The 21282-nt window shown below is 67.6% G+C and carries 15 protein-coding genes and 3 rRNA genes; 5 read left to right on the top strand and 13 right to left on the bottom strand.

What is annotated here, in order from left to right; all coding sequences use genetic code 11:
* Positions 1-154: 154 nt before the first annotated feature.
* The 4 genes from OG792_RS11860 to OG792_RS11845 are packed head-to-tail and all read right to left on the bottom strand — an operon-like array spanning position 155 to position 2756.
* Entirely contained in the window at positions 155-1039 is an 885-nt protein-coding gene (locus OG792_RS11860) for an NAD kinase (RefSeq protein WP_329109443.1), read from the bottom strand.
* Positions 1036-1875, bottom strand: coding sequence for a TlyA family RNA methyltransferase (locus OG792_RS11855; protein WP_329109442.1), 840 nt, complete (start codon positions 1873-1875; stop codon positions 1036-1038). The genes OG792_RS11860 and OG792_RS11855 overlap by 4 nt, the downstream gene beginning before the upstream one ends.
* Positions 1876-1908: 33 nt before the next feature.
* A complete protein-coding gene (locus OG792_RS11850) occupies positions 1909-2163 on the bottom strand; it encodes a hypothetical protein (protein ID WP_329109441.1) in 255 nt (84 codons plus the stop codon).
* Positions 2160-2756, bottom strand: a complete 597-nt coding sequence (locus tag OG792_RS11845; RefSeq protein ID WP_329109439.1) for a hypothetical protein — start codon at positions 2754-2756, stop codon at positions 2160-2162. Before OG792_RS11845 ends, OG792_RS11850 begins: the two co-directional genes overlap by 4 nt.
* A 115-nt stretch (positions 2757-2871) precedes the next feature.
* Here OG792_RS11845 and OG792_RS11840 point away from each other — a divergent pair, with 115 nt between their 5' ends.
* Entirely contained in the window at positions 2872-3210 is a 339-nt protein-coding gene (locus tag OG792_RS11840; protein WP_329109438.1) for an alkyl sulfatase C-terminal domain-containing protein, read from the top strand.
* Positions 3211-3308: 98 nt separating this feature from the next.
* Here the strand turns inward: OG792_RS11840 and OG792_RS11835 are convergent, their stop codons facing one another.
* Both OG792_RS11835 and OG792_RS11830 read right to left on the bottom strand, forming a co-directional pair.
* Positions 3309-4358 (bottom strand): HAD-IIA family hydrolase, encoded by a 1050-nt coding sequence (locus OG792_RS11835; RefSeq protein ID WP_329109436.1) that lies wholly within the window; start codon positions 4356-4358, stop codon positions 3309-3311.
* Positions 4355-5317, bottom strand: coding sequence for a Replicase polyprotein 1ab (locus OG792_RS11830; protein ID WP_329111220.1), 963 nt, complete (start codon positions 5315-5317; stop codon positions 4355-4357). Before OG792_RS11830 ends, OG792_RS11835 begins: the two co-directional genes overlap by 4 nt.
* Between OG792_RS11830 and OG792_RS11825 the strand changes: the two genes are divergently transcribed.
* The gene (locus OG792_RS11825; RefSeq protein ID WP_329109435.1) at positions 5288-7114 is read left to right on the top strand and encodes a hypothetical protein; all 1827 of its coding nucleotides are present in this window, start codon (positions 5288-5290) and stop codon (positions 7112-7114) included. The two genes, OG792_RS11830 and OG792_RS11825, sit on opposite strands and share 30 nt — an antisense overlap.
* A gap of 219 nt (positions 7115-7333) precedes the next feature.
* Here the strand turns inward: OG792_RS11825 and rrf are convergent.
* From rrf to tyrS, 4 genes are all read right to left on the bottom strand, one after another.
* Positions 7334-7450: ribosomal RNA gene (rrf, locus tag OG792_RS11820) — 5S ribosomal RNA — on the bottom strand.
* 91 nt (positions 7451-7541) lie between these two features.
* Positions 7542-10650, bottom strand: a 23S ribosomal RNA gene (locus OG792_RS11815).
* Between the two features lie 372 nt (positions 10651-11022).
* Positions 11023-12537, bottom strand: a 16S ribosomal RNA gene (locus OG792_RS11810).
* Together the 16S, 23S and 5S rRNA genes form the textbook arrangement of a ribosomal RNA operon.
* Positions 12538-13200: 663 nt before the next feature.
* On the bottom strand, positions 13201-14445 hold the full coding sequence (gene tyrS, locus OG792_RS11805) for a tyrosine--tRNA ligase (RefSeq protein ID WP_442932465.1): 1245 nt from the start codon (positions 14443-14445) through the stop codon (positions 13201-13203).
* 139 nt (positions 14446-14584) lie between these two features.
* On the opposite strand from tyrS, the gene OG792_RS11800 reads away from it, so the two are divergent.
* From OG792_RS11800 to OG792_RS11790, 3 genes are all read left to right on the top strand, one after another.
* A complete protein-coding gene (locus tag OG792_RS11800; protein WP_329109434.1) occupies positions 14585-15031 on the top strand; it encodes a PaaI family thioesterase in 447 nt (148 codons plus the stop codon).
* A gap of 360 nt (positions 15032-15391) precedes the next feature.
* A complete protein-coding gene (locus OG792_RS11795; RefSeq protein ID WP_329109433.1) occupies positions 15392-16318 on the top strand; it encodes a sulfite exporter TauE/SafE family protein in 927 nt (308 codons plus the stop codon).
* A 233-nt stretch (positions 16319-16551) separates the two neighbouring features.
* A complete protein-coding gene (locus OG792_RS11790) occupies positions 16552-17496 on the top strand; it encodes an acyltransferase domain-containing protein (RefSeq protein ID WP_329109432.1) in 945 nt (314 codons plus the stop codon).
* A gap of 72 nt (positions 17497-17568) precedes the next feature.
* Here OG792_RS11790 and OG792_RS11785 read toward each other — a convergent pair whose 3' ends face one another.
* From OG792_RS11785 to OG792_RS11775, 3 genes are read right to left on the bottom strand one after another with little or no spacing between them, the layout of a single operon-like run.
* Positions 17569-18582, bottom strand: coding sequence for an ABC transporter permease (locus OG792_RS11785; protein ID WP_329109430.1), 1014 nt, complete (start codon positions 18580-18582; stop codon positions 17569-17571).
* Positions 18579-20135, bottom strand: coding sequence for a sugar ABC transporter ATP-binding protein (locus OG792_RS11780; RefSeq protein ID WP_329109429.1), 1557 nt, complete (start codon positions 20133-20135; stop codon positions 18579-18581). Before OG792_RS11780 ends, OG792_RS11785 begins: the two co-directional genes overlap by 4 nt.
* A gap of 32 nt (positions 20136-20167) precedes the next feature.
* The gene (locus OG792_RS11775) at positions 20168-21220 is read right to left on the bottom strand and encodes a sugar ABC transporter substrate-binding protein (protein WP_329109428.1); all 1053 of its coding nucleotides are present in this window, start codon (positions 21218-21220) and stop codon (positions 20168-20170) included.
* Between the last annotated feature and the right edge of the window lie 62 nt (positions 21221-21282).

Here is a 21282-nt window from a genome sequence, read left to right as displayed (position 1 = left end):
CCGACCCGCCGCGCCCCGAAGACCGGACAGAACCGGATCGGACAGCGCTGCGTCAGGTCAGGACACCGGTGTGTCACCGACAACGTGGGACAATGTCCGAAAGGTGACAAGAGCCTGTTTCATCACGCAGTCGAGAACGCAACCTCACGTCCCGTCAGCTACGGCCGCCGCGCCAGCCCTGCACCGGCAGGCCGAACTTGGCCACCAGCCGGTCGGTGAACGGTCTCGGCCGGAGCCGGACGATCCGTACCGGCAACACCCCGCGCTGCACCGTCACCCGCGCGCCCGGCGGCAGGTCGTAGACCCGCCGGCCGTCGCAGCAGAGCACGGCCAGGGTGGTGAACGGGTCCACAGTGATCACGAAGGTGGACGTGGGTGCGGTGACCAGCGGCCGGCTGAACAGGGCGTGTGCGCTGATCGGCACCAGCAGCAGCGCCTCCACCTCCGGCCAGACCACCGGCCCACCGGCCGAGAAGGCGTACGCGGTCGAGCCGGTCGGGGTGGCACACACCACTCCATCGCAGCCGTACCGGGACAGCGGCCGGCCGTCGACGTCGACCATCAACTCCAGCATCTGGGCCCGCTCGCCCTTCTCCACACTCGCCTCGTTGAGCGCCCAGGACTCGATCGTCGGGCCGCCCTCGAACTCGGCCCGTACGTCGAGGGTGAGCCGCTCGTCCACTGTGTAGTCCCGGCTGACCACGTCCCGAACGGCCAGGTCGAGGTCGTGGATCTCCGCCTCGGCCAGGAATCCGACCTTGCCGAGGTTGATCCCGAGCAGCGGCGCCTTGGCCGGTCGGGCCAGGTCGGCGGCGCGCAGGAAGGTGCCGTCACCGCCGAGCGCGAAGACGATCTCGGCGCCCTCGGCGGCGGTCGCGCCACTCACCGGCAGCACACCGGGCAGGTCGAGGTCCTCGGCCTCCTCGGCGATCACCCGTACCTCGAAGCCCGCGGCGATGAGGTCCGCCGCGACCGTACGGGCGTGCTCGGTGCTGCGCCGCCGTCCGGTGTGCGTGACGAGCAGTGCCGTACGGCTCATCGAACCTCCTCCTGGGTAGCCGGCCCGTCGCCGGGCAGCCCGGCCGTCACCACCGCGCGCACCCGCTCCTCGTCGGCGGGTGGTGCGCCCCGGCGCAGCCAGACGAAGAACTCCACATTGCCACTCGGTCCCGGCAGCGGGCTCACCGCCACGCCAGCCAGACCGAGGCCGAGGTCGGCGGCGGTGGTGGCCACGTGGAAGACGGCCTCGGCGCGCAGTTCCGGGTCCCGTACCACCCCGCCCGGACCGACCCGGGTCCGGCCGACCTCGAACTGCGGCTTGACCATCAGCGCCAGGTCGCCGTCCGGGCTGGTGCAGCCGGCCAGCGCGGGCAGCACCAGCCGGAGTGAGATGAACGACAGGTCGGCCACGGTGAGGTCGACCTGACCGTCGATGAGTTCGGGGGTCAGCGTACGGACGTTGGTCCGCTCGAACAGCCGTACCCGCTCGTCGCTCCGCAGCGACCAGGCGATCTGCCCATAGCCGACGTCGACCGCGACCACCTCGGCCGCGCCGTTGCGCAGCAGGACGTCGGTGAACCCGCCGGTGGAGGCGCCCGCGTCCAGGCACCGCCGACCGGTCACCACCAGCCCGTCCGGTCCGAAGGCGGCCAGCGCGCCGGCCAGCTTGTGCCCGCCCCGGGATACGTACTCCTGGGTCGGGTCGTCACCGATCACCCGGACCGCGTCCGCCGGGTCGACCATGGCCGCCACCTTGTGGGCGGCCATCCCCCGGACCTGGACCCGTCCGGCCTCTACGAGCGAGGCGGCCTGCTCGCGGGAACGGGCCAGACCGCGGCGGACGAGTTCGGCATCAAGCCGGGTGCGACGTGCCATGCGAGGGCTCTCCGGTGGGAAGGGGTTCTGCCGTCAGGCCTGGTCGATGGTGGCCAGGGTCTCCTGAAGCGTATGGTGCGCGGCTTCGTACTGGGCGATCTGGTCCGCCGGGGGTAGGTCGGCGGCGTTCGCGATGGCGTGCAGGGCCGCGTCGACCGCCGGGTGCCCGGAACCGTCGGTGGCAGCCGGGGCACCCCGGTCGGCCGGACCGGCGACCGGGGGCGGTGCCGGCCGAAAGGCCCCGGGTACGCCGGTACGCGGCGGTCCGGGTACGGGAGCGCTGGTCATGGCGTGTCCGGACCGGTGGCGGGAGGCAGCTTCTCCGCCGTCACCTTCTTAGCCGGCCGGGGCAACCGCTTCGCGGCGATCTTCTTGGCGGTCGCGGGCGGCGGCTGCTCGGCAGCGGCCTTCTTCGCCAGGCTCGCGGCCTTGTTGTCCACCACCGTCTTCGCCACCGCTTTCTTGGCGACGGCCTTCTTCGCGACGGCCTTCTTCGCCGGAGTCGCGGGTGCGGGTACGGGCACCGCCGGGGCCGGCTCCGCGCCGCCCGGCCGGGCCACGTTCGGGGCGGCGGCCGCTGTCCGCGCGGCGCGCAGGTCCCGTTCCAGCTCGGCGACCCGGTCGTTCAGGCTCGCGACCTCGTCCGCCGTCGCCAGCCCGACCGCGCCGAGCGCACGCTCCACCTCGAACCGGACAAGCTTGGTCATCGCCTCCCGGTTGGCGAGCCCGGTGGACCTCAGCTCCTCGGCCAGGGCCTGCAACTGGGCCGCGGTGGCACCGCCCTGACCGACCAGCTTCTTGGCGACCTTCTGGGCCCGCTTCCTGGACGATTCCGTCACGCCCATGGCCAGTTCCAGGTAGGCCCGCCACGCGTCCTGCATACCCGATTCCCTTCGCTGTCGGACTATCGGCTCTCACGCTACCGGGCGCCGGTCACCCCCCGGTGCGGTACGGTGCCGGGGAACGTGCGTGGCGTGCGACGAGGAGGGGCGAGCATTGGCCAGCGTTGACGAGTGCCGACAGGCGTTGCACGACCTGGCAGCGCGGATGGATGCGAACGCGGCACAGGTCCGGGACCACGCCAACCTCGAACGGACCCTGGCCTGCCGGGTCAGTGACCTGGACTACGCCTTCCACGGCCGAATCAGCGACGGACGACTGCTGGACCTGGCCGACGGCGACAATCCGGACGCGAAGATCGCCCTGACCACCACCAGCGAGGACCTGGTCGCCCTGGTCGCCGGCCAGCTCGACATCCCGAAGGCGCTCGCGGCCCGCCGGGTGTCGGTCGACGCCAACCCGTTCGACCTGCTCAAACTCCGCAAACTGCTCTAGCGGAGCAAGCCGGCGAAGCGGTGGCACCGTCCTCGGCCAACCGGGTCGCGAACGTGTGCCGCAACGCGTGCAACCGCGCCGGCGAGCGTGCCCGCCGGTCAGCGCCCGCCGGTCAGGCCAAGCTCGCCCAGTGCCGTGCCGGCGGCGTCCGACCCGGGTCGGACCGCACCAACGGGGTGGCCGGACCAGGCGCACGCGCAGAGCAGCCGGAGTGCGTCCAGAGCACGACCGGCCCCGGTGAGCGTGGGCACCCCGTCGAGGGTGAGCTCCCAACCGTCTCCGGCAACAGCGAGCGGGTTCCCCTGCGGCGTCGGCAGGTCGTCCAGCCGGACCACCGTGCCGGCGTCGAACAGCCCCCGCAGGTCGTGTGCCACGTACGTGGGCCGGGCAGACGGCGGCGTGACGAGCAGGTCGGCGGCCCGGCTGACACCGGTCAGTACGAGCAGGCTGTCCATGCCGGCCCGACCGGCCCCCTCGATGTCGGTGTCCAGCCGGTCACCCACCGTCAGCGGCCGCTGCGCCCCGTGCTGATGCGCGGCGGTGCCGAACAGGGCGGATTCAGGCTTGCCGACAACGAGGTCCGGTTCCCGGTCCAGCGCCGTACGGAGCACCGCCACCAGCGAGCCGTTGCCGGGCAGCGGACCCCGCGGACTCGGCAGGGTGCGGTCGGTGTTGGTGGCGATCCAGAGCGCACCGGCCCGGATCGCCACCGCCGCCTCGGCCAGTTGGGTCCAGCCCACCTGCGGGCCGTACCCCTGGACGACCGCGGCCGGCGACTCGTCGGCCCGTTCGACCGGCACCAGCCCGACGGCACGGACCTCGGCCCGCAGCGCCTCGGCGCCGACCACGAGCACGGGCGCACCCGCCGGGAGACGCTCGGCCAGCGCCGCCGCCGACGCGACCGCAGAGGTGAGCACCTCGCCGGGCTGGGCGTTGACACCCAGCCCGACGAGCAACTCGGCCACCTCGGCGGGGCGGCGGGACGCGTTGTTGGTCGCGTACGCCACCGGCTTGCCCTCGCGGTGCAATCGGGCCACTGCCTCGACCGCGCCCGGAATCGGCCGGTCAATCAGGTAGATCACGCCGTCCAGGTCGAAAATGACCAGATCGTACGCGTCGACCAGCCGTTCGCCCTGGACGACGCTCACGACGCGGCCGGTCCGGTACGGTCCGCCGACTTGTCCTCGTCACGCTTCTCCGACGAGGTCGACTCAGAATCGGTGTCGGTCACCGTCGCGCTCCCACTGACCGCTCCACCCTCGACTCCGTCAGCCTCATCCTCGTCATCGCTGTCTTCATCTTCGTCGTCATCGCTGTCGTCATCATCATCGTCGTCTTCGTCATCGTCATCGTCATCGTCATCGTCATCTTCGTCGTCGTCGTCTTCGTCGTCTTCGTCGCTGTCGTCATCGTCTTCGTCGTCTTCGTCGCTGTCGTCATCGTCTTCGTCGTCTTCGTCGCTGTCGTCATCGTCGTCGTCTTCGTCGGTGACAGCCGCTTCGTCGTCTTCGTCGTCGACCTCTTCGTCGCCTTCAAGCACGACGCCGTCGAGTTCGAGCAGCCGTTCGGCAGCGTCGGTCTCGGCGTCCTCGTCCGCTTCGGCCGCACGGGCGAACCACTCACGCGCTTCCTCACGCCGCCCGACGGCGAGCAGCGCGTCGGCGTACGCGTAACGCAGCCGCGCCGCCCAGGGCTCGTCGACCGCACCGGTGAGCTCGCGTACCTGGAGCATTGCCACCGCCGCGTCGCCCTGTCCCAGGTCGCCCCGAGCACCAGCGGCCACGATCAGCAGCTCGATCGCCTGCGCGGGGTCCATCGACTCGCGGTCGGCCCCGCGGAACAGATCGATCGCCCGCTCCGGCCGCCCCAGCGCCCGCTCGCAGTCGGCGAGTACGGGCAGGTGCGTCTGCTTGCCGCTCATCCGGTGATAGGTGCGCAGCTCAGCGATAGCCGTCTGCCACTCCCCCGCGTGGTACGCGGCCAGCCCCACTGCCTCTCGTACGGCGGCGATGCGCGACGCGAGTCGCCGAGCGGCAAGGGAGTGTGCCAGCGCCAGTGCCGGCTCCTCGTCGATCAGTTGCCCGGCCGCCACCAGGTGCCGGGCCACGGTGTCGGCTACCGGCTTCGCCAGCGACAACAGTTCCGCCCGTACGCCGTTGTCCAGGTCGGTGGCGACGATCTCGTCGGGCAGCGCAGGAGCGTCGGGGCCGCCGAGTTGGTCCCCGTCCCGGGACGTACCCCGGTCGAACCGGTTGGGGCCGCTGTCGCCGCGACCCCGGTCGCCACCCTCGCGGGCACGGTAGCCGCCGCCCTCGCGGGCCGGGCCGGCCGGCCCGCGCCGGTCATCCTGACGCGGGCGATCGTCCCTTGCCGGACGCGGTCCGTTCTGGTCACGTCGGAAGCCGCCACGGGAATCCCCGCCGGCACCACCGTCACGCGGCGGGCCGGAGCGGTAGCCACCGTCGCGGGGACCGCTACGGAAGCCACCGTCACGCGATCCACCACGGGAGTCCCGGTCACCACCGGACCCACCCTCGCGGGGCGGACCGGACCGGAAACCACCGTCACGGGAACCGCCACCGTCGCGGGGGCCACTGCGGAAACCACCATCACGGGAACCGCCACGGGAGTCCCGGTCACCACCGAAACCGCCTTCACGCGGCGGACCGGACCGGAAACCACCCTCACGCGGCGGACCGGACCGGTAGCCACCGTCACGGGAACCGCCACCGTCACGCGGACCCGACCTGAAACCACCATCACGCGAACCGCCACCCTCGCGGGGGCCACTACGGAAACCACCGTCACGGGAACCGCCACGGGAGTCCCGGTCACCACCGAAACCACCCTCACGCGGCGGACCCGAACGGAAACCACCGTCACGGGAACCGCCACCCTCGCGGGGACCACTGCGGAAACCACCATCACGCGATCCACCACGGGAGTCCCGGTCACCACCGAAACCGCCTTCACGCGGCGGACCGGACCGGAAACCACCCTCACGCGGCGGACCGGACCGGTAGCCACCGTCACGGGAACCGCCACCGTCACGCGGACCCGACCTGAAACCACCATCACGCGAACCGCCACCCTCGCGGGGGCCACTACGGAAACCACCATCACGCGATCCACCACGGGAGTCCCGGTCACCACCGAAACCACCGTCACGCGGCGGACCGGACCTGAAACCACCGTCACGGGAACCGCCACCCTCGCGGGGACCACTGCGGAAGCCGCCGTCACGGGAACCACCACCGTCACGCGGACCCGAACGGAAACCACCATCACGGGAACCGCCACCCTCGCGGGGGCCACTACGGAAACCACCGTCACGGGAACCACCACGGGAGTCCCGGTCACCACCGAAACCACCCTCACGCGGCGGACCCGAACGGAAACCACCGTCACGGGAACCGCCACCCTCGCGGGGGCCACTGCGGAAACCACCATCACGGGAACCACCACGGGAGTCCCGGTCACCACCGAAACCACCCTCACGCGGCGGACCCGAACGGAAACCACCGTCACGCGAACCGCCACCCTCGCGGGGACCGGAACGGAAACCACCGTCACGCGAACCGCCACCGTCACGCGGACCCGACCGGAAGCCACCCTCACGCGGCGGGCCGGAGCGGAAACCGCCCTCGCGGGAACCGCCGTCGCGCGAGCTGGAACCACCGGCGCCGTCACGCGGGCCGCCACGGTAGCCACCCTCACGGGAGCCACCGGCGCCATCGCGGGAACCGCCACGGAACCCACCGTCGCGCGATCCGCCACGGGAGTCCCCACCACCAAAGCCACCATCGCTGCGGCCGCCACCTCGGTAGCCGCCGGAGCCCGAGCCGCCGGAGCCGCCCCGCTGCCCAGCGCCACCACCACCGGCGTAGCCGCCACGTTCGCCTGACCCACCACGGGAGTCCCGATCGCCCCGGTAGGGCGGGCGGTCATCCCGGCGCGGGGATCCGCCGCGACCACCGTCGCGGTAGGGGCGATCGTCGTTTCGGCGCTGACGGTCGTCGCCCTGCGGTCCTGAACTCACGGGTACATCCTTCCTCATGGCACTGATGCCGGAACAACGCAGTCAAGGGCCGACCCGGATGGGGCGGCCCTCGACTGGAAGATTGTCCGGCGGCGTCCTACTCTCCCACACCCTCACGAGTGCAGTACCATCGGCGCTGGAGGGCTTAGCTTCCGGGTTCGGAATGTAACCGGGCGTTTCCCCACCGCTATAACCGCCGTAACACTATCGACTTAACAAACAACTCAACCCAAACCATATTTGGGGTGTTGTTCGTTTGTCGGGAATCACACAGTGGACGCGTAGCACCTTAGTAATCAAGTCCTCGGCCTATTAGTACCGGTCAACTCAACCCGTTACCGAGCTTACATCTCCGGCCTATCAACCCAGTAGTCTAGCTGGGGGCCTTACCCCATTTGCATGGGTGGGATACCTCATCTCGAAGCGAGCTTCCCGCTTAGATGCTTTCAGCGGTTATCCCTTCCGAACGTAGCCAACCAGCCGTGCCCCTGGCGGGACAACTGGCACACCAGAGGTTCGTCCGTCCCGGTCCTCTCGTACTAGGGACAGCCCTTCTCAAGTATCCTACGCGCACGGCGGATAGGGACCGAACTGTCTCACGACGTTCTAAACCCAGCTCGCGTACCGCTTTAATGGGCGAACAGCCCAACCCTTGGGACCTGCTACAGCCCCAGGATGCGACGAGCCGACATCGAGGTGCCAAACCATCCCGTCGATATGGACTCTTGGGGAAGATCAGCCTGTTATCCCCGGGGTACCTTTTATCCGTTGAGCGACACCGCTTCCACTCGCAAGTGCCGGATCACTAGTCCCGACTTTCGTCCCTGCTCGACCTGTCAGTCTCACAGTCAAGCTCCCTTGTGTACTTGCACTCAACACCTGATTGCCAACCAGGCTGAGGGAACCTTTGGGCGCCTCCGTTACATTTTAGGAGGCAACCGCCCCAGTTAAACTACCCACCAGACACTGTCCCTGAACCGGATCACGGTCCGAAGTTAGATACCCAAATCAACCAGAGTGGTATTTCAAGATTGCCTCCACCCATACTGGCGTATGGACTTCACCGGCTCCCACCTATCCTACACAAGCTAATTCGGATACCAATGTCAAGCTATAGTAAAGGTCCCGGGGTCTTTCCGTCCTGCCGCGCGTAACGAGCATCTTTACTCGTAATGCAATTTCGCCGGGCCTGTGGTTGAGACAGTGGGGAAGTCGTTACGCCATTCGTGCAGGTCGGAACTTACCCGACAAGGAATTTCGCTACCTTAGGATGGTTATAGTTACCACCGCCGTTTACTGGCGCTTAAGTTCTCAGCTTCGCCCCGAAGAGCTAACCGGTCCCCTTAACGTTCCAGCACCGGGCAGGCGTCAGTCCATATACATCGAATTACTTCTTCGCATGGACCTGTGTTTTTAGTAAACAGTCGCTTCCCCCTGCTCTCTGCGGCCATACAACGCTCCACCCGCAAGGGGCTTCACGTCTCCGGCCCCCCTTCTCCCTAAGTTACGGGGGCAATTTGCCGAGTTCCTTAACCACAGTTCGCCCGATCGCCTCGGTATTCTCTACCTGACCACCTGTGTCGGTTTGGGGTACGGGCCGCTAAGAACTCGCTAGAGGCTTTTCTCGGCAGCATAGGATCACTGACTTCACCTGAATCGGCTCGGCATCACGTCTCAGCCTATATGCGTCGCGGATTTGCCTACGACACGGCCTACACGCTTACCCCGGCACAACCACCGGCCGGGCTCAGCTACCTTCCTGCGTCACCCCATCGCTTGACTACTACCCACCAGGTTCCCAGAATCAACCACCAAAACCCGAAGGCCCCAGCAGAATCAAATGGTTAGCACAATGAGGTTCACCACGGACGCTCTTTCGCGGGTACGGGAATATCAACCCGTTGTCCATCGACTACGCCTCTCGGCCTCGCCTTAGGTCCCGACTCACCCAGGGCGGATTAGCCTGGCCCTGGAACCCTTGGTCATCCGGCGGAAGGGTTTCTCACCCTTCTTTCGCTACTCATGCCTGCATTCTCACTCGTGCCGCGTCCACAACTGGATCACTCCGCTGCTTCACCCGCGGCACGACGCTCCCCTACCCATCCACACACCTGCACAAGATTCCGAAGAACCCCGCGAAGTAAAATATGAATGCCACAGCTTCGGCGGTGTACTTGAGCCCCGCTACATTGTCGGCGCGGAACCACTTGACCAGTGAGCTATTACGCACTCTTTAAAGGGTGGCTGCTTCTAAGCCAACCTCCTGGTTGTCTATGCGATCCCACATCCTTTTCCACTTAGCACACGCTTAGGGGCCTTAGCTGGTGATCTGGGCTGTTTCCCTCTCGACTACGAAGCTTATCCCCCGCAGTCTCACTGCCGCGCTCTCACTTACCGGCATTCGGAGTTTGGCTGATTTCGGTAAGCTTGTAGGCCCCCTAGATCATCCAGTGCTCTACCTCCGGCAAGAAACACGCGACGCTGCACCTAAATGCATTTCGGGGAGAACCAGCTATCACGGAGTTTGATTGGCCTTTCACCCCTAACCACAGGTCATCCCCCAACTTTTCAACGTTGGTGGGTTCGGCCCTCCACGCGGTCTTACCCACGCTTCAGCCTGCCCATGGCTAGATCACTCCGCTTCGGGTCTAGGACACGCGACTGAATGCCCTATTCAGACTCGCTTTCGCTACGGCTACCCCACACGGGTTAACCTCGCCACATGCCACTAACTCGCAGGCTCATTCTTCAAAAGGCACGCCGTCACCCCTAAAGGCTCCGACGGATTGTAGGCGAACGGTTTCAGGTACTATTTCACTCCCCTCCCGGGGTACTTTTCACCATTCCCTCACGGTACTAGTCCGCTATCGGTCACCAGGAAGTATTTAGGCTTACCAGGTGGTCCTGGCAGATTCACGGCAGATTACAGGGGTCCGCCGCTACTCGGGAACATCCACAGAAGACCAGCCACTTTCACCTACCGGACTCTCACCGTCTACGGTTGGCTTTCCCACACCATTCGGCTAGCAACTGGTTTTATAACTTCTCGACCCAATGTCAGTTGAATCAGCAGAGTCCCACAACCCCAACCACGCAACCCCTGACAGGTATCACACGCAGCCGGTTTAGCCTCAATCCGCTTTCGCTCGCCACTACTCACGGAATCACATTTTGTTTTCTCTTCCTACGGGTACTGAGATGTTTCACTTCCCCGCGTTCCCTCCATACACCCTATGTGTTCAGGTGCAGGTGACAGCACATGACTGCTGCCGGGTTCCCCCATTCGGACACCCTGGGATCACAGCTAGGTTGACAGCTCCCCCAGGCCTATCGCGGCCTCCCACGTCCTTCATCGGCTCCTGGTGCCAAGGCATCCACCGTTCGCCCTTGACAACTTGACCACAAAGATGCTCGCGTCCACTGTGCAATTCTCAACAAACGACCAACCCACAACCCACAACCACCACACCAAACCCCACCACCCAAAAAACCAGGCTCCGGAGATCCGTTTGCAGCGACAGGCCATGCCTGGCAACCCGAAACAACAAACACACAGTGTTTGTTCCTTCAGGACCCAACAGGGTGCTCATCATCCACCACCAGCCGCACCACCAACCACACTCCCACCACGATCCAAAGACCGCAGCTGTACTAGCGATTGAGTAGCCGTTGCCAGCCGTGAACTCACCAGTGTCTCCGCCATCTGAGCACCCCACCACCACACTCGGGCGATGCGGGCTCCTGACCCACCTTCGTGGGCAGGTGCTCCTTAGAAAGGAGGTGATCCAGCCGCACCTTCCGGTACGGCTACCTTGTTACGACTTCGTCCCAATCGCCAGCCCCACCTTCGACGGCTCCCTCCACAAGGGTTGGGCCACCGGCTTCGGGTGTTGCCGACTTTCGTGACGTGACGGGCGGTGTGTACAAGGCCCGGGAACGTATTCACCGCAGCGTTGCTGATCTGCGATTACTAGCGACTCCGACTTCACGGGGTCGAGTTGCAGACCCCGATCCGAACTGAGACCGGCTTTTTGGGATTCGCTCCACCTCACGGTATCGCAGCCCATTGTACCGGCCATTGTAGCATGCGTGAAGCCCTGGACATAAGGGGCATGATGACTTGACGTCATCCCCACCTTCCTCCGAGTTGACCCCGGCAGTCTTCGATGAGTCCCCGCCATAACGCGCTGGCAACATCGAACGAGGGTTGCGCTCGTTGCGGGACTTAACCCAACATCTCACGACACGAGCTGACGACAGCCATGCACCACCTGTGAACGGCCCCGAAGGACCCGACATCTCTGCCGGATTTCCGCCCATGTCAAACCCAGGTAAGGTTCTTCGCGTTGCATCGAATTAATCCGCATGCTCCGCCGCTTGTGCGGGCCCCCGTCAATTCCTTTGAGTTTTAGCCTTGCGGCCGTACTCCCCAGGCGGGGCGCTTAATGCGTTAGCTGCGGCACAGAGAACCGGAGAGGCCCCCCACACCTAGCGCCCAACGTTTACAGCGTGGACTACCAGGGTATCTAATCCTGTTCGCTCCCCACGCTTTCGCTCCTCAGCGTCAGTATCGGCCCAGAGACCCGCCTTCGCCACCGGTGTTCCTCCTGATATCTGCGCATTTCACCGCTACACCAGGAATTCCAGTCTCCCCTACCGAACTCTAGCCTGCCCGTATCGGCTGCAAGCCCGCGGTTGAGCCGCGGGATTTCACAGTCGACGCGACAAGCCGCCTACGAGCTCTTTACGCCCAATAAATCCGGACAACGCTCGCACCCTACGTCTTACCGCGGCTGCTGGCACGTAGTTGGCCGGTGCTTCTTCTGCAGGTACCGTCACTCTCGCTTCGTCCCTGCTGAAAGAGGTTTACAACCCGAAGGCCGTCATCCCTCACGCGGCGTCGCTGCATCAGGCTTCCGCCCATTGTGCAATATTCCCCACTGCTGCCTCCCGTAGGAGTCTGGGCCGTGTCTCAGTCCCAGTGTGGCCGGTCGCCCTCTCAGGCCGGCTACCCGTCGTCGCCTTGGTAGGCCATTACCCCACCAACAAGCTGATAGGCCGCGAGTCCATCCCAGGCCGAAAAACTTTCCACCACCAGTCATGCGACCAGCAGTCATATTCGGTATTAGCCCCCGTTTCCGAGGGTTATCCCAAAGCCTAGGGCAGGTTACTCACGTGTTACTCACCCGTTCGCCGCTCGAGTACCCCGAAGGGCCTTTCCGCTCGACTTGCATGTGTTAAGCACGCCGCCAGCGTTCGTCCTGAGCCAGGATCAAACTCTCCAACAAAAATCCTTGGAAAAAATGTCCCGACAACAAAAAAGTTGCCAAAGGAATCCAACCAAACCAACCTGTCCCCAAAAGAACAAGCAAGCCGGCCGGGGTAAAATCATAATTGGCACTGGCTTATCAAGCACCCTGTTGAGTTCTCAAAGAACAAACACACACCGAACCGCCAACCCCAATCAAGGGGCCCACAACCCGGGGCTTTTTACTCCCACATTCACACCCGGCGTTCCCGCCCGGCGCTTTTACTACGCTACCCGGTCGTTTCCGCCGAGTCAAACCGGAAGTTCCCGGTTTGTCTTACTCATCCCCATGGAAAGTCGCGGCGGGTGATCCGCCGTAGAAGATCCAGAGGGATGTGCAGGCCGTCCTGTCTGCGGTTTCACCCGCACGTCGTCCGGTTCCCTGCCGACCTGCAACCATACTCGGTCGGATGCGCGACGCCAAATCGACCCGCTCAGCAGATCATCCGTGTCGCTCCGCCCGCCGGACTCGTACCACGCGGTTGCCCGCTGGAGAGCCTGGAGGTTGTCCAGCAGATCCGGCCTCGCGGTGTTGTTCGCACCGTTTCCGTCCGTTGCCCTGCTGGCAGAGAGAAAGTTACGCGCCCGGTGGATTGGTCGTCAAATCCACCGGGCGCGTTCCGCGTCACATCAGCGGAAGCGACTAGCCGGCCAGCTCGACGCCGGCGAAGGTGCGCTTGCCCCGGCGCAGTACGAGGTACCGCCCGTGCAGCAACGACTGCGGGGCCACCGTGGCGTCCACATCCGACACCCGCTCGTTGTTGACGTACGCGCCGCCCTCGCTGATCGCCCGCCGGGCCTCGTTCAGGCTGCTCACCAGACCGGCCTCCTTGAGTAGCACCGCAACGGGCGGCAGCTCGGTCAGGCGTACGAGTCCGGCCTCGGCGAGCGCGGCCCGCAGCGTGTGCGGGGCGAGCTCGTCCAGCGAGCCCCGACCGAACAGGGCCTGACTGGCGGCGACCGCCTGACGGGTCTCCTCCTCCCCGTGTACCAGCGTCGTCAGCTCCTCGGCCAGCGCCCGCTGGGCCAGCCGGGCCGCCGGCCGTTCCGCCGTCGCCCGCTCCAACTCCTCGATCTCGGCGTGCGAACGGAAGCTGAAGTACCGCAGGTACTGGCCGACGTCCTGGTCGGTCGCGTTGATCCAGAACTGGTAGAAGGCGTACGGGCTGGTCATGGTCGGGTCGAGCCAGACCGCACCACCCTCGCTCTTGCCGAACTTGGTGCCGTCGGACTTGGTGACCAACGGGGTGACGAAGGCGTGCACCGGCCCCGCGCCGCGCCGCCGGATGTAGTCCACCCCGGCGGTGATGTTGCCCCACTGGTCCGAGCCGCCGAACTGCAACTGGCAGCCGTACCGCTGGTGCAGCTCGAAGTAGTCGTGCGACTGCATGAGCTGGTAGCTGAACTCGGTGTAGCTGATCCCGGTCTCCAGCCGGGCCCGGACCACCTCACGGGCCAGCATCTTGTTGACCGGGAAGTGCTTGCCGACGTCCCGCAGGAACTCGACCACCGACATCACGCCGGTCCAGTCGAGGTTGTTGACGAGCCGGGCGGCGTTGTCGCCGGTGTAGCTGACGAACGGGGAGAGCTGGTCGCGGATCCGATCCACCCAACCGGCGATCACCTCGGGCGGGTTCAGTGACCGCTCGGCGCTCTCCCTCGGGTCACCGATCTGCCCGGTCGCGCCCCCCACCAGCAGCAGGGGGTGGTGTCCGGCCAGTTGCAGGCGGCGCGCGGTGGTGATCTGCATCAGGTTGCCGACGTGCAGGCTCGGTGCGGTCGGGTCGAAACCGACATAGAACGTCACCGGCCCGGCGGCGAACTGCGCCCGCAGTTCGTCCGGGCCGGTGGAATCCTGGATCAGGCCCCGCCATTGCAGGTCGTCCATCAGCGGTCCCGACCCGGTCGACCCGGTGGGAGAGGCGCTGCTCTCGGTCACGGTGCTGCTATCGGTCACGCCAGGGATTCTCCCCCATCGGCCCTGCTCGGCCCCACCCGGTTAACCGGCCCGGTAGGCTGTCCGGCGGATGATCACCGCCGGGGCCCGCCGGGCCCGCCCGGGAGGAGCAGCCGTGGAGTTTTCCGAACTGACCGGTGGCTTTGCCGGCCTGCTCGGCCTGCGACTGGACGAGGCGACCGCGGAGCGCGTGGTGATCACCTGGGACTGCCGGCCGGACCTGCACCAGCCGTACGGGATCCAGCACGGTGGCGTCTACAGCTCGGTGGTCGAGACGGCGGGCAGCATCGGCGGCGCGATCTGGTGGGGTGCCCGGGGCCGGGTGGTCGGCGTGTCGAACCAGACCGACTTCCTCCGCGCGGTGCGCGAGGGCGAGTTGACCGCGGTGGCCACCCCGGTACACCAGGGCCGCAGCCAGCAGTTGTGGCAGGTCGACATCACCGACGCCGAGGGCCGGCTGGCCGCGCGCGGCCAGGTCCGGTTGCAGAATCTGACCCCCGCACCGCCCGCCCGATAGCCGCCGGCTCCCCCACCGCAAGCCCGTTCCGGGGTACGCGCACAGCCGCGTACGGCCTTCGTCGCGATCGGCAGTGGTGTCCGCACGGGTGGCCGACGAGGCGTGCGGCGGCGCTCGGCGTACCCCGGTCGGAGGAATGTTGTGGTGAGCCGGCGGCTGCCGGCGGGGCGTCGGCGGGCCGGTGCCGGCGCACCGCCGTTGGAGACGGACCGAATGGGGGATCGACCGCTCTTGACCCGGGGATCCCTATCGCTCACAATCCCTATCAACTAAGTAGGGATCGACTCCGCTCGTGTCCTGTCCTCGCGCCGAACCCCCACGCACCGCTCTCGGCGACCGACCGCAGGGAAAGGAACCACCGTGCGCAAACTCCTCCTTCTCGCCCTGGTGGGCCTCGGCGCCCAACTCGTGGACGGCAGCCTGGGCATGGCCTACGGCGTCACCTCCACCACCCTGCTCCTGGCCATCGGCACCAACCCGGCCGCCGCCTCCGCGACCGTGCACCTGGCCGAGATCGGCACCACGCTCGCCTCCGGCGCCTCGCACTGGAAGTTCGGCAACGTCGACTGGAAGGTGGTCGCGAAGATCGGCATACCGGGCGCGGTCGGCGCGTTCGCCGGAGCGACCTTCCTCTCCGGGCTGTCCACCGAGGTCGCCGCGCCGGTGATGGCACTCATCCTGCTCGCGCTCGGCATCTACATCCTGGTCCGGTTCACCGCCTTCGGCATCCCGCGCGACCGGCTCGGTCAGCCGCTGCGCAAGCGGTTCCTCGGGCCGCTGGGGGTGGTCGCCGGTTTTGTCGACGCCACCGGCGGCGGTGGCTGGGGCCCGGTCGGTACGCCCGCCATCCTGGCCAGCGGCCGGATGGAGCCGCGCAAGGTGATCGGGTCGATCGACACCAGCGAGTTCCTGGTCGCGATCGCGGCCAGCCTCGGTTTCCTGGTGGGCATCGGCAGCGAGAACATCGACTTCGGCTGGGTGGCCGCGCTGCTGATCGGTGGTGTGATCGCCGCGCCGATCGCGGCCTGGCTGGTCCGGCACATCCCGCCGCGCATCCTCGGCTCCGCGGTCGGTGGCGTCATCATCCTGACCAACGCCCGCTCGCTGCTGCGCAGTGACTGGATCGACGCCTCGGACGGCACCCGCTATGCCTTCTACGCGGTGATCTACCTGGTCTGGGCGGGGGCGCTGGCCTACTCGATCCGGCAGTACCGGGCCAACCGGGAGGCGGAGCAGCTTGAGGCGGACGCCGCCGGGCAGCAGCCCTCGACGGTCACCCCGGTCTGACCCGCGACGAGGCCGCTCGCCGGCCCGGTCGTGGCGATCGGGGTGGCCGGGTTGAGCCGGGCCCGCGGCCAGGACGCGGCCGCGGCGACCGGTGTCGTCCTGGCCGGTGGCTTCGCCCTCGGCATCGATCCTGATCCTGTCCCTGGTCTGCGGGCGACGAGGCGGCTGAGCGCCGGTAGGCCGGCGAGTTCGGGCCTGTCGCGGCGACCCCGCCGGTCGGTAGGGTCGTTGGCGTGGACCTGGACGACACCGCCGCCCGGCTGGGCGTACCCGTCGAGGACATCGTCCGCGTGCACCGGCTCGCCGGCGACCGGCCGTCGGCCCCGCTGCCCGCCAAGCCCGACGCGCCCGCGATCCTCGACCGGCTCGCGGTGCGCCCGGACGACGCCGCCGAGATCATGGCGGGCTGGCCCGACCCCGACTCTCCGCCGTGGACTCCGGAGCTGCGCTGGCTGCTCGACCGCTCGATCGCCCTGGTCCGCGCCGACCTCGGGGGCCACGACTGGCTGTCGCCCGGTCCGGTGCTGCCGCGCGAACGGGGCCCCGCCTGGCGGCACCTCTACGTGTACGCGTACCTGGCCCTGGTCGACGTCGTCACGGCGTACCACCGCGACCATGGCATCGCCGATGCCGTGTCCCGGGTGACCCTCGCGGACCTGGGCCGCAACCTCGCGATCGACCGGCGGATGCAGCGCGAGGGCTGGCCGGTCATGCAGAGCTGGCTGACGCTGCACGCGCGCGGCGGCGTCTACGAGCTGGGCCGGTTGCAGCACCAGCGCGGCGGCACCGCGATCGACCTGCACGTCCCCGAGTCGGGGCCGCTGACCCCGGAGGCGGTCACGGCGTCGCTGGACGAGGCGCGCAGGTTCTTCCCGCGCCACTTTCCCGACGAGCACTACCCGGCGTTCGCCTGCGGCTCGTGGCTGCTCGACCCGCAACTGCGGGAGTACCTGCCCGGTGACTCGAACATCGTCCGGTTCCAGCGGAGGTTCGAGCTGGAGCCCTACGAGAAGCCGGAAGGGCTGGACGCCGACGTCGAGGCGCTGCGGTTCGTGTTCCGTACCCTGACCACACCGCTCGGCCGGCTGCCGCGCCGTACCGTGCTCCAGCGCGCGATCGTCGACCACCTGAACGCCGGGCGCCACTGGCACTGGCGCCGCGGCCGCTTCCCGATCTAGCCCCCGGGCGTGCGTGCGTCCGGCGGTCGCGGGTTCCGGGAAACGTACGGAACCCGCGACCGCCGGAGGTGTTCAGTCCTGTGCCTTGCCGGTGGTGAGCCGGGCCAGCAGCAGCGCGACCAGGATGATCAGGCCGTAGATGGCCTGGATCCACTGCGCGGAGACCCCGGCCAGGGTCAGGATGTTGTTGATCAGACCGAGCACGATCACGCCGCAGAGGGCACCGAACAGGGTGCCCTTGCCGCCGTCCATGCTCACCCCGCCGATCACCGCCGCGGCGAACACGGTGAAGATCATGCCCTCTCCCTGGGCGGCGGCGACCGAACCGAGCCGACCGGTCATCAGCAGCCCGGCCAGGGCGGCCAGCACACCGGCCACCATGAACACGATGAACACCACCCGGTTGGTACGGATACCGGCGGCCCGGGCGGCGTCGGCGTTGCCACCGATGGCGTAGATCGAGCGACCCGAGCGGAAGAACCCGAGTACGACGATGCCGATCGCGAACAGCGCCCCGCAGATCCAGATCGAGGCCGGCAGCCCGAGCCACAGCGCGTTGCCCAGGTAGAGCACCGACGGGGGCAGCTCGAACAGGTTCTGCCCACCGGTGATGCCGATCTGCAAACCCCGCAGCACGATCAGCATGCCCAGCGTCACGATGAACGCCGACAGCCCGAGCCGCAGGATCAGCACCCCGTTGAACGCGCCGACCAGCAATCCGATCAGCAGGCAGATCGGGATGGCCAGGGTGGTCGGCCAGTCCGTACCGAGGCCGTTGCTGACCGCCGGGATGACCAACGCGACGGCGAGCGCGGGCGCCAACCCGACGGTCGACTCCAGCGAGAGGTCGAACTTCCCACCGATCAGGATGATCGCCTCGGCCAGCACCAGCAGGGAAAGCTCGGTCTGCTGCTGCAACACGTTGGTGATGTTCGCGGTGCTGAGGAACACCGGATCGACCAGCGCACCAACCAGGATCAGCACCAGGATCGCGGGCACCAGCGCGAGGTCGCGCATGCGGGCCAGGCGCAGCCGGCGTCCGGCGGCCACCGTGGGGGGCGCCACGGCGGTGGTGGTTCCGGTCATTTCTCGGCTCCTTCCGGGGCCGCCGACTGTTCCGCGGCCACTCCTTCCACGGCGGCGACGACGTCCGCGTCCGCCCAGCCGGGTGCCAGCTCCCGCGTCACCCGACCGTGGAACATCACCAGGACCCGGTCACACGTACGCAGGTCGTCGAGCTCGTCGGAGATCATCAGCACCCCGGTGCCGGCAGCGGCCGCGTCGCGTACCGCGCCGAGCAGTGACTCCTTGGACCGCACGTCCACCCCTGCGGTCGGATTGATCAGCACCAACACCCGGGGATCGGTGGAGAGCGCGCGGGCGAGCACCACCTTCTGGGCGTTGCCGCCGGAGAGGCTGTTCACCGGCGCGTCCGGACCGGGTGCCTTGATGTCGTACCGCTCGATCATCGCCTCGGCGGCGGCGTCACGCCGCTTCGGCACGATCAGCCCGGCCGGTCCGAACCGGCCGGAGATCGGCAGGGTGGCGTTCTCGGCGATGCTGAGCAGCGGGATCAGCCCCTCCCGGTGCCGGTCCTGCGGCACCGTGCCGATCCCGGCGGCCAGCGCCGCGGGCACGCTGCCCGGCGGTACGACCCGGTCGCCGACCACTACCGTTCCGGCATCGGCCCGGCGCAGGCCACTGATGCTCTCGGCCAGTGTCACCTTGCCGCTGCTGCCGGAACCGGTGACACCGACCAACTCGCCGGCCCGCACCTCGATGCTGACCTCGTCGTACGCGTCGGCCAGCCGCAGCCCGTCGACCCGCAGCGCCACCGGCGCGTCCGCCGGAAACGGTGGCCGGTTGCCACCGTCCACCAGGCCGACCGCTTCCCCGGTCATCGCCTCGACCAGCGCCTCCCGGCCCAGTTGCGCGACCGGTCGGGTGAGCACCCAGCGGGCGTCACGCAGCACGGTCACCGTGTCGCAGACCTCGTACACCTCCTGGAGGTGGTGCGAGATGAACAGCAGCGTCACCCCGGCCGCGGCCAGGGTGCGCAGCCGGTCGAAGAGCCGCTCGATGGCGACGCCGTCGAGCTGCGCGGTCGGTTCGTCCAGGATGATGAACCGGGCGCCGGTGGACAGCGCGCGGGCGATCTCCACCAGTTGCCGCTGCTCGACGTTCAACTCACCGGCGAGCCGGCTCGGGTCGACCGCCAGGCCGAACTCTTCCAGCAGGTCACCGGCCCGGCGGCGGAGCTGCCGCCAGGCGATCGGCCCGCGTTCGGTCTGCCGGTTGAGGAAGAGGTTCTCCGCCACGCTCAGCGTGGGGATGATGGTCGACTTCTGGTACACGCAGGCGACCCGCCGCCGCCAGGCGTTGCGGTCGGCCAGCGGCGGTGCCGGCTCGCCACCGAACCGGACCTCGCCGCTGTCCGGCCGTTGCAGGCCGGTCAGGATCGAGACCAGGGTGGACTTGCCGGCACCGTTGCGGCCGACCAGGGCGTGTGTCTCACCCGTGGTGATCGAGATGCCGGCGTCGGCGAGCGCGATGGTGGCGCCGAACCGCTTGCTGACGCCCACCGCCTCGACGGCGACACCCGGTGCCGCGCCCGTGCCCGGGGCGGTGGCCCCGGGCACGGCGACACTGTTCGGAAGGTCGGGTGAGGACATCACTTCTTGACCTGGTTGCCCCACAACCCGGCGTCGTCGACGTTGGCCGCGGTGACCAGCGGCGCCGGGAGTTGGTCTTCGAGCAGGCCGTTGCCGACGTCGACGATGGTGCTGTCGTGGTCGGTCGGGCCGGGGGTGAAGGTCTTACCCTCGACCGCGGCCTTGGCGTAGAAGAGGGCGTACTTGGCGTACAGGTCGGCCGGCTGGGAGACGGTCGCGTCGATCTCGCCCTTGCGGATCGCCTCGAACTCCTGCGGGATGCCGTCGTTGGAGACGATGAAGATGTGCTTGGGGTCGGTCGGCGGCACCAGCAGGTTCTTCGACCGCAGCAGTTGCAGGGTCGGGGCCAGGAACACGCCGCCGGCCTGCATGTAGATGCCCTTGATGTCCGGGTGCTGGGCGAGCCGGGTCTGTAGGGCGGCGGACGCCTTGGGGCCCTCCCACTCGGTCGGCTCGGCGAAGACCGTGATGTTCGGGAACTTGGTCTTCATGCACTCGGCGAACGCCTCGGAGCGGTCCCGGCCGTTGACCGAGGAGAGCGAGCCCTGGAACTCGATCACCTTGCCGTTGCCGCCGAGCTTCTCGCCGAGGAACTCACACGCCTTCTGCCCGTACGCCCGGTTGTCGGCGCGTACGACCATGAAGACCTTGCCCTTGTCCGGTCGGGTGTCGACCGACACCACCGGGATCTTCTTCTGTTCCAGCTGGGCGAGCGTGGTGGCGATGGCGCCGGTGTCCTGCGGCGCCATCACGATCGCCTTGGCACCCTGGCTGGTCAGGGCCTGGGCGTTGGCGACCAACTTCGCGATGTCGTTCTGCGAGTTGGTCGGGTCCATCAGGTTGATGCCCTCTTCGGACGCGTACTGCGGGATGTACTTCGCGTACGAGTTCCAGAAGTCCGAGTCCGCGCGGGGCAGGTCGACGGCGATCTGCGCCTTCGCGCCGGCCGCGCCGTCGGTTCCGGTGTCGGCGGAGTCGCCGCAGCCGGTGGCGGTCAGGGCAAAGGTGACGACCAGCGCCGCGGTGACCGCGGCGCGCCTGGTCAGTTCCATGGTGATCCTCACTGTCGGGACGGAAACGCTGGGTGGGGATGCGCTGGTCTTACCGTGTGACA

Origin of the sequence: Micromonospora sp. NBC_01699, assembly GCF_036250065.1 — a bacterium.
Lineage (GTDB): Bacteria > Actinomycetota > Actinomycetes > Mycobacteriales > Micromonosporaceae > Micromonospora_G.
Note: the sequence above shows the minus strand (reverse complement) of the source record. Positions and strands in the feature narration are given on the sequence as shown.

Excerpts from the sequence above, each read along its gene's own strand:
- OG792_RS11860 (WP_329109443.1), bottom strand. The coding sequence starts at position 1,039 with ATGAGCCGTACGGCACTGCTCGTCACGCACACCGGACGGCGGCGCAGC.
- OG792_RS11855 (WP_329109442.1), bottom strand. The coding sequence starts at position 1,875 with ATGGCACGTCGCACCCGGCTTGATGCCGAACTCGTCCGCCGCGGTCTG.
- OG792_RS11850 (WP_329109441.1), bottom strand. The coding sequence starts at position 2,163 with ATGACCAGCGCTCCCGTACCCGGACCGCCGCGTACCGGCGTACCCGGG.
- OG792_RS11845 (WP_329109439.1), bottom strand. The coding sequence starts at position 2,756 with ATGCAGGACGCGTGGCGGGCCTACCTGGAACTGGCCATGGGCGTGACG.
- tyrS (WP_442932465.1), bottom strand. The coding sequence starts at position 14,445 with ATGGACGACCTGCAATGGCGGGGCCTGATCCAGGATTCCACCGGCCCG.
- OG792_RS11800 (WP_329109434.1), top strand. The coding sequence starts at position 14,585 with ATGATCACCGCCGGGGCCCGCCGGGCCCGCCCGGGAGGAGCAGCCGTG.
- OG792_RS11785 (WP_329109430.1), bottom strand. The coding sequence starts at position 18,582 with ATGACCGGAACCACCACCGCCGTGGCGCCCCCCACGGTGGCCGCCGGA.
- OG792_RS11775 (WP_329109428.1), bottom strand. The coding sequence starts at position 21,220 with ATGGAACTGACCAGGCGCGCCGCGGTCACCGCGGCGCTGGTCGTCACC.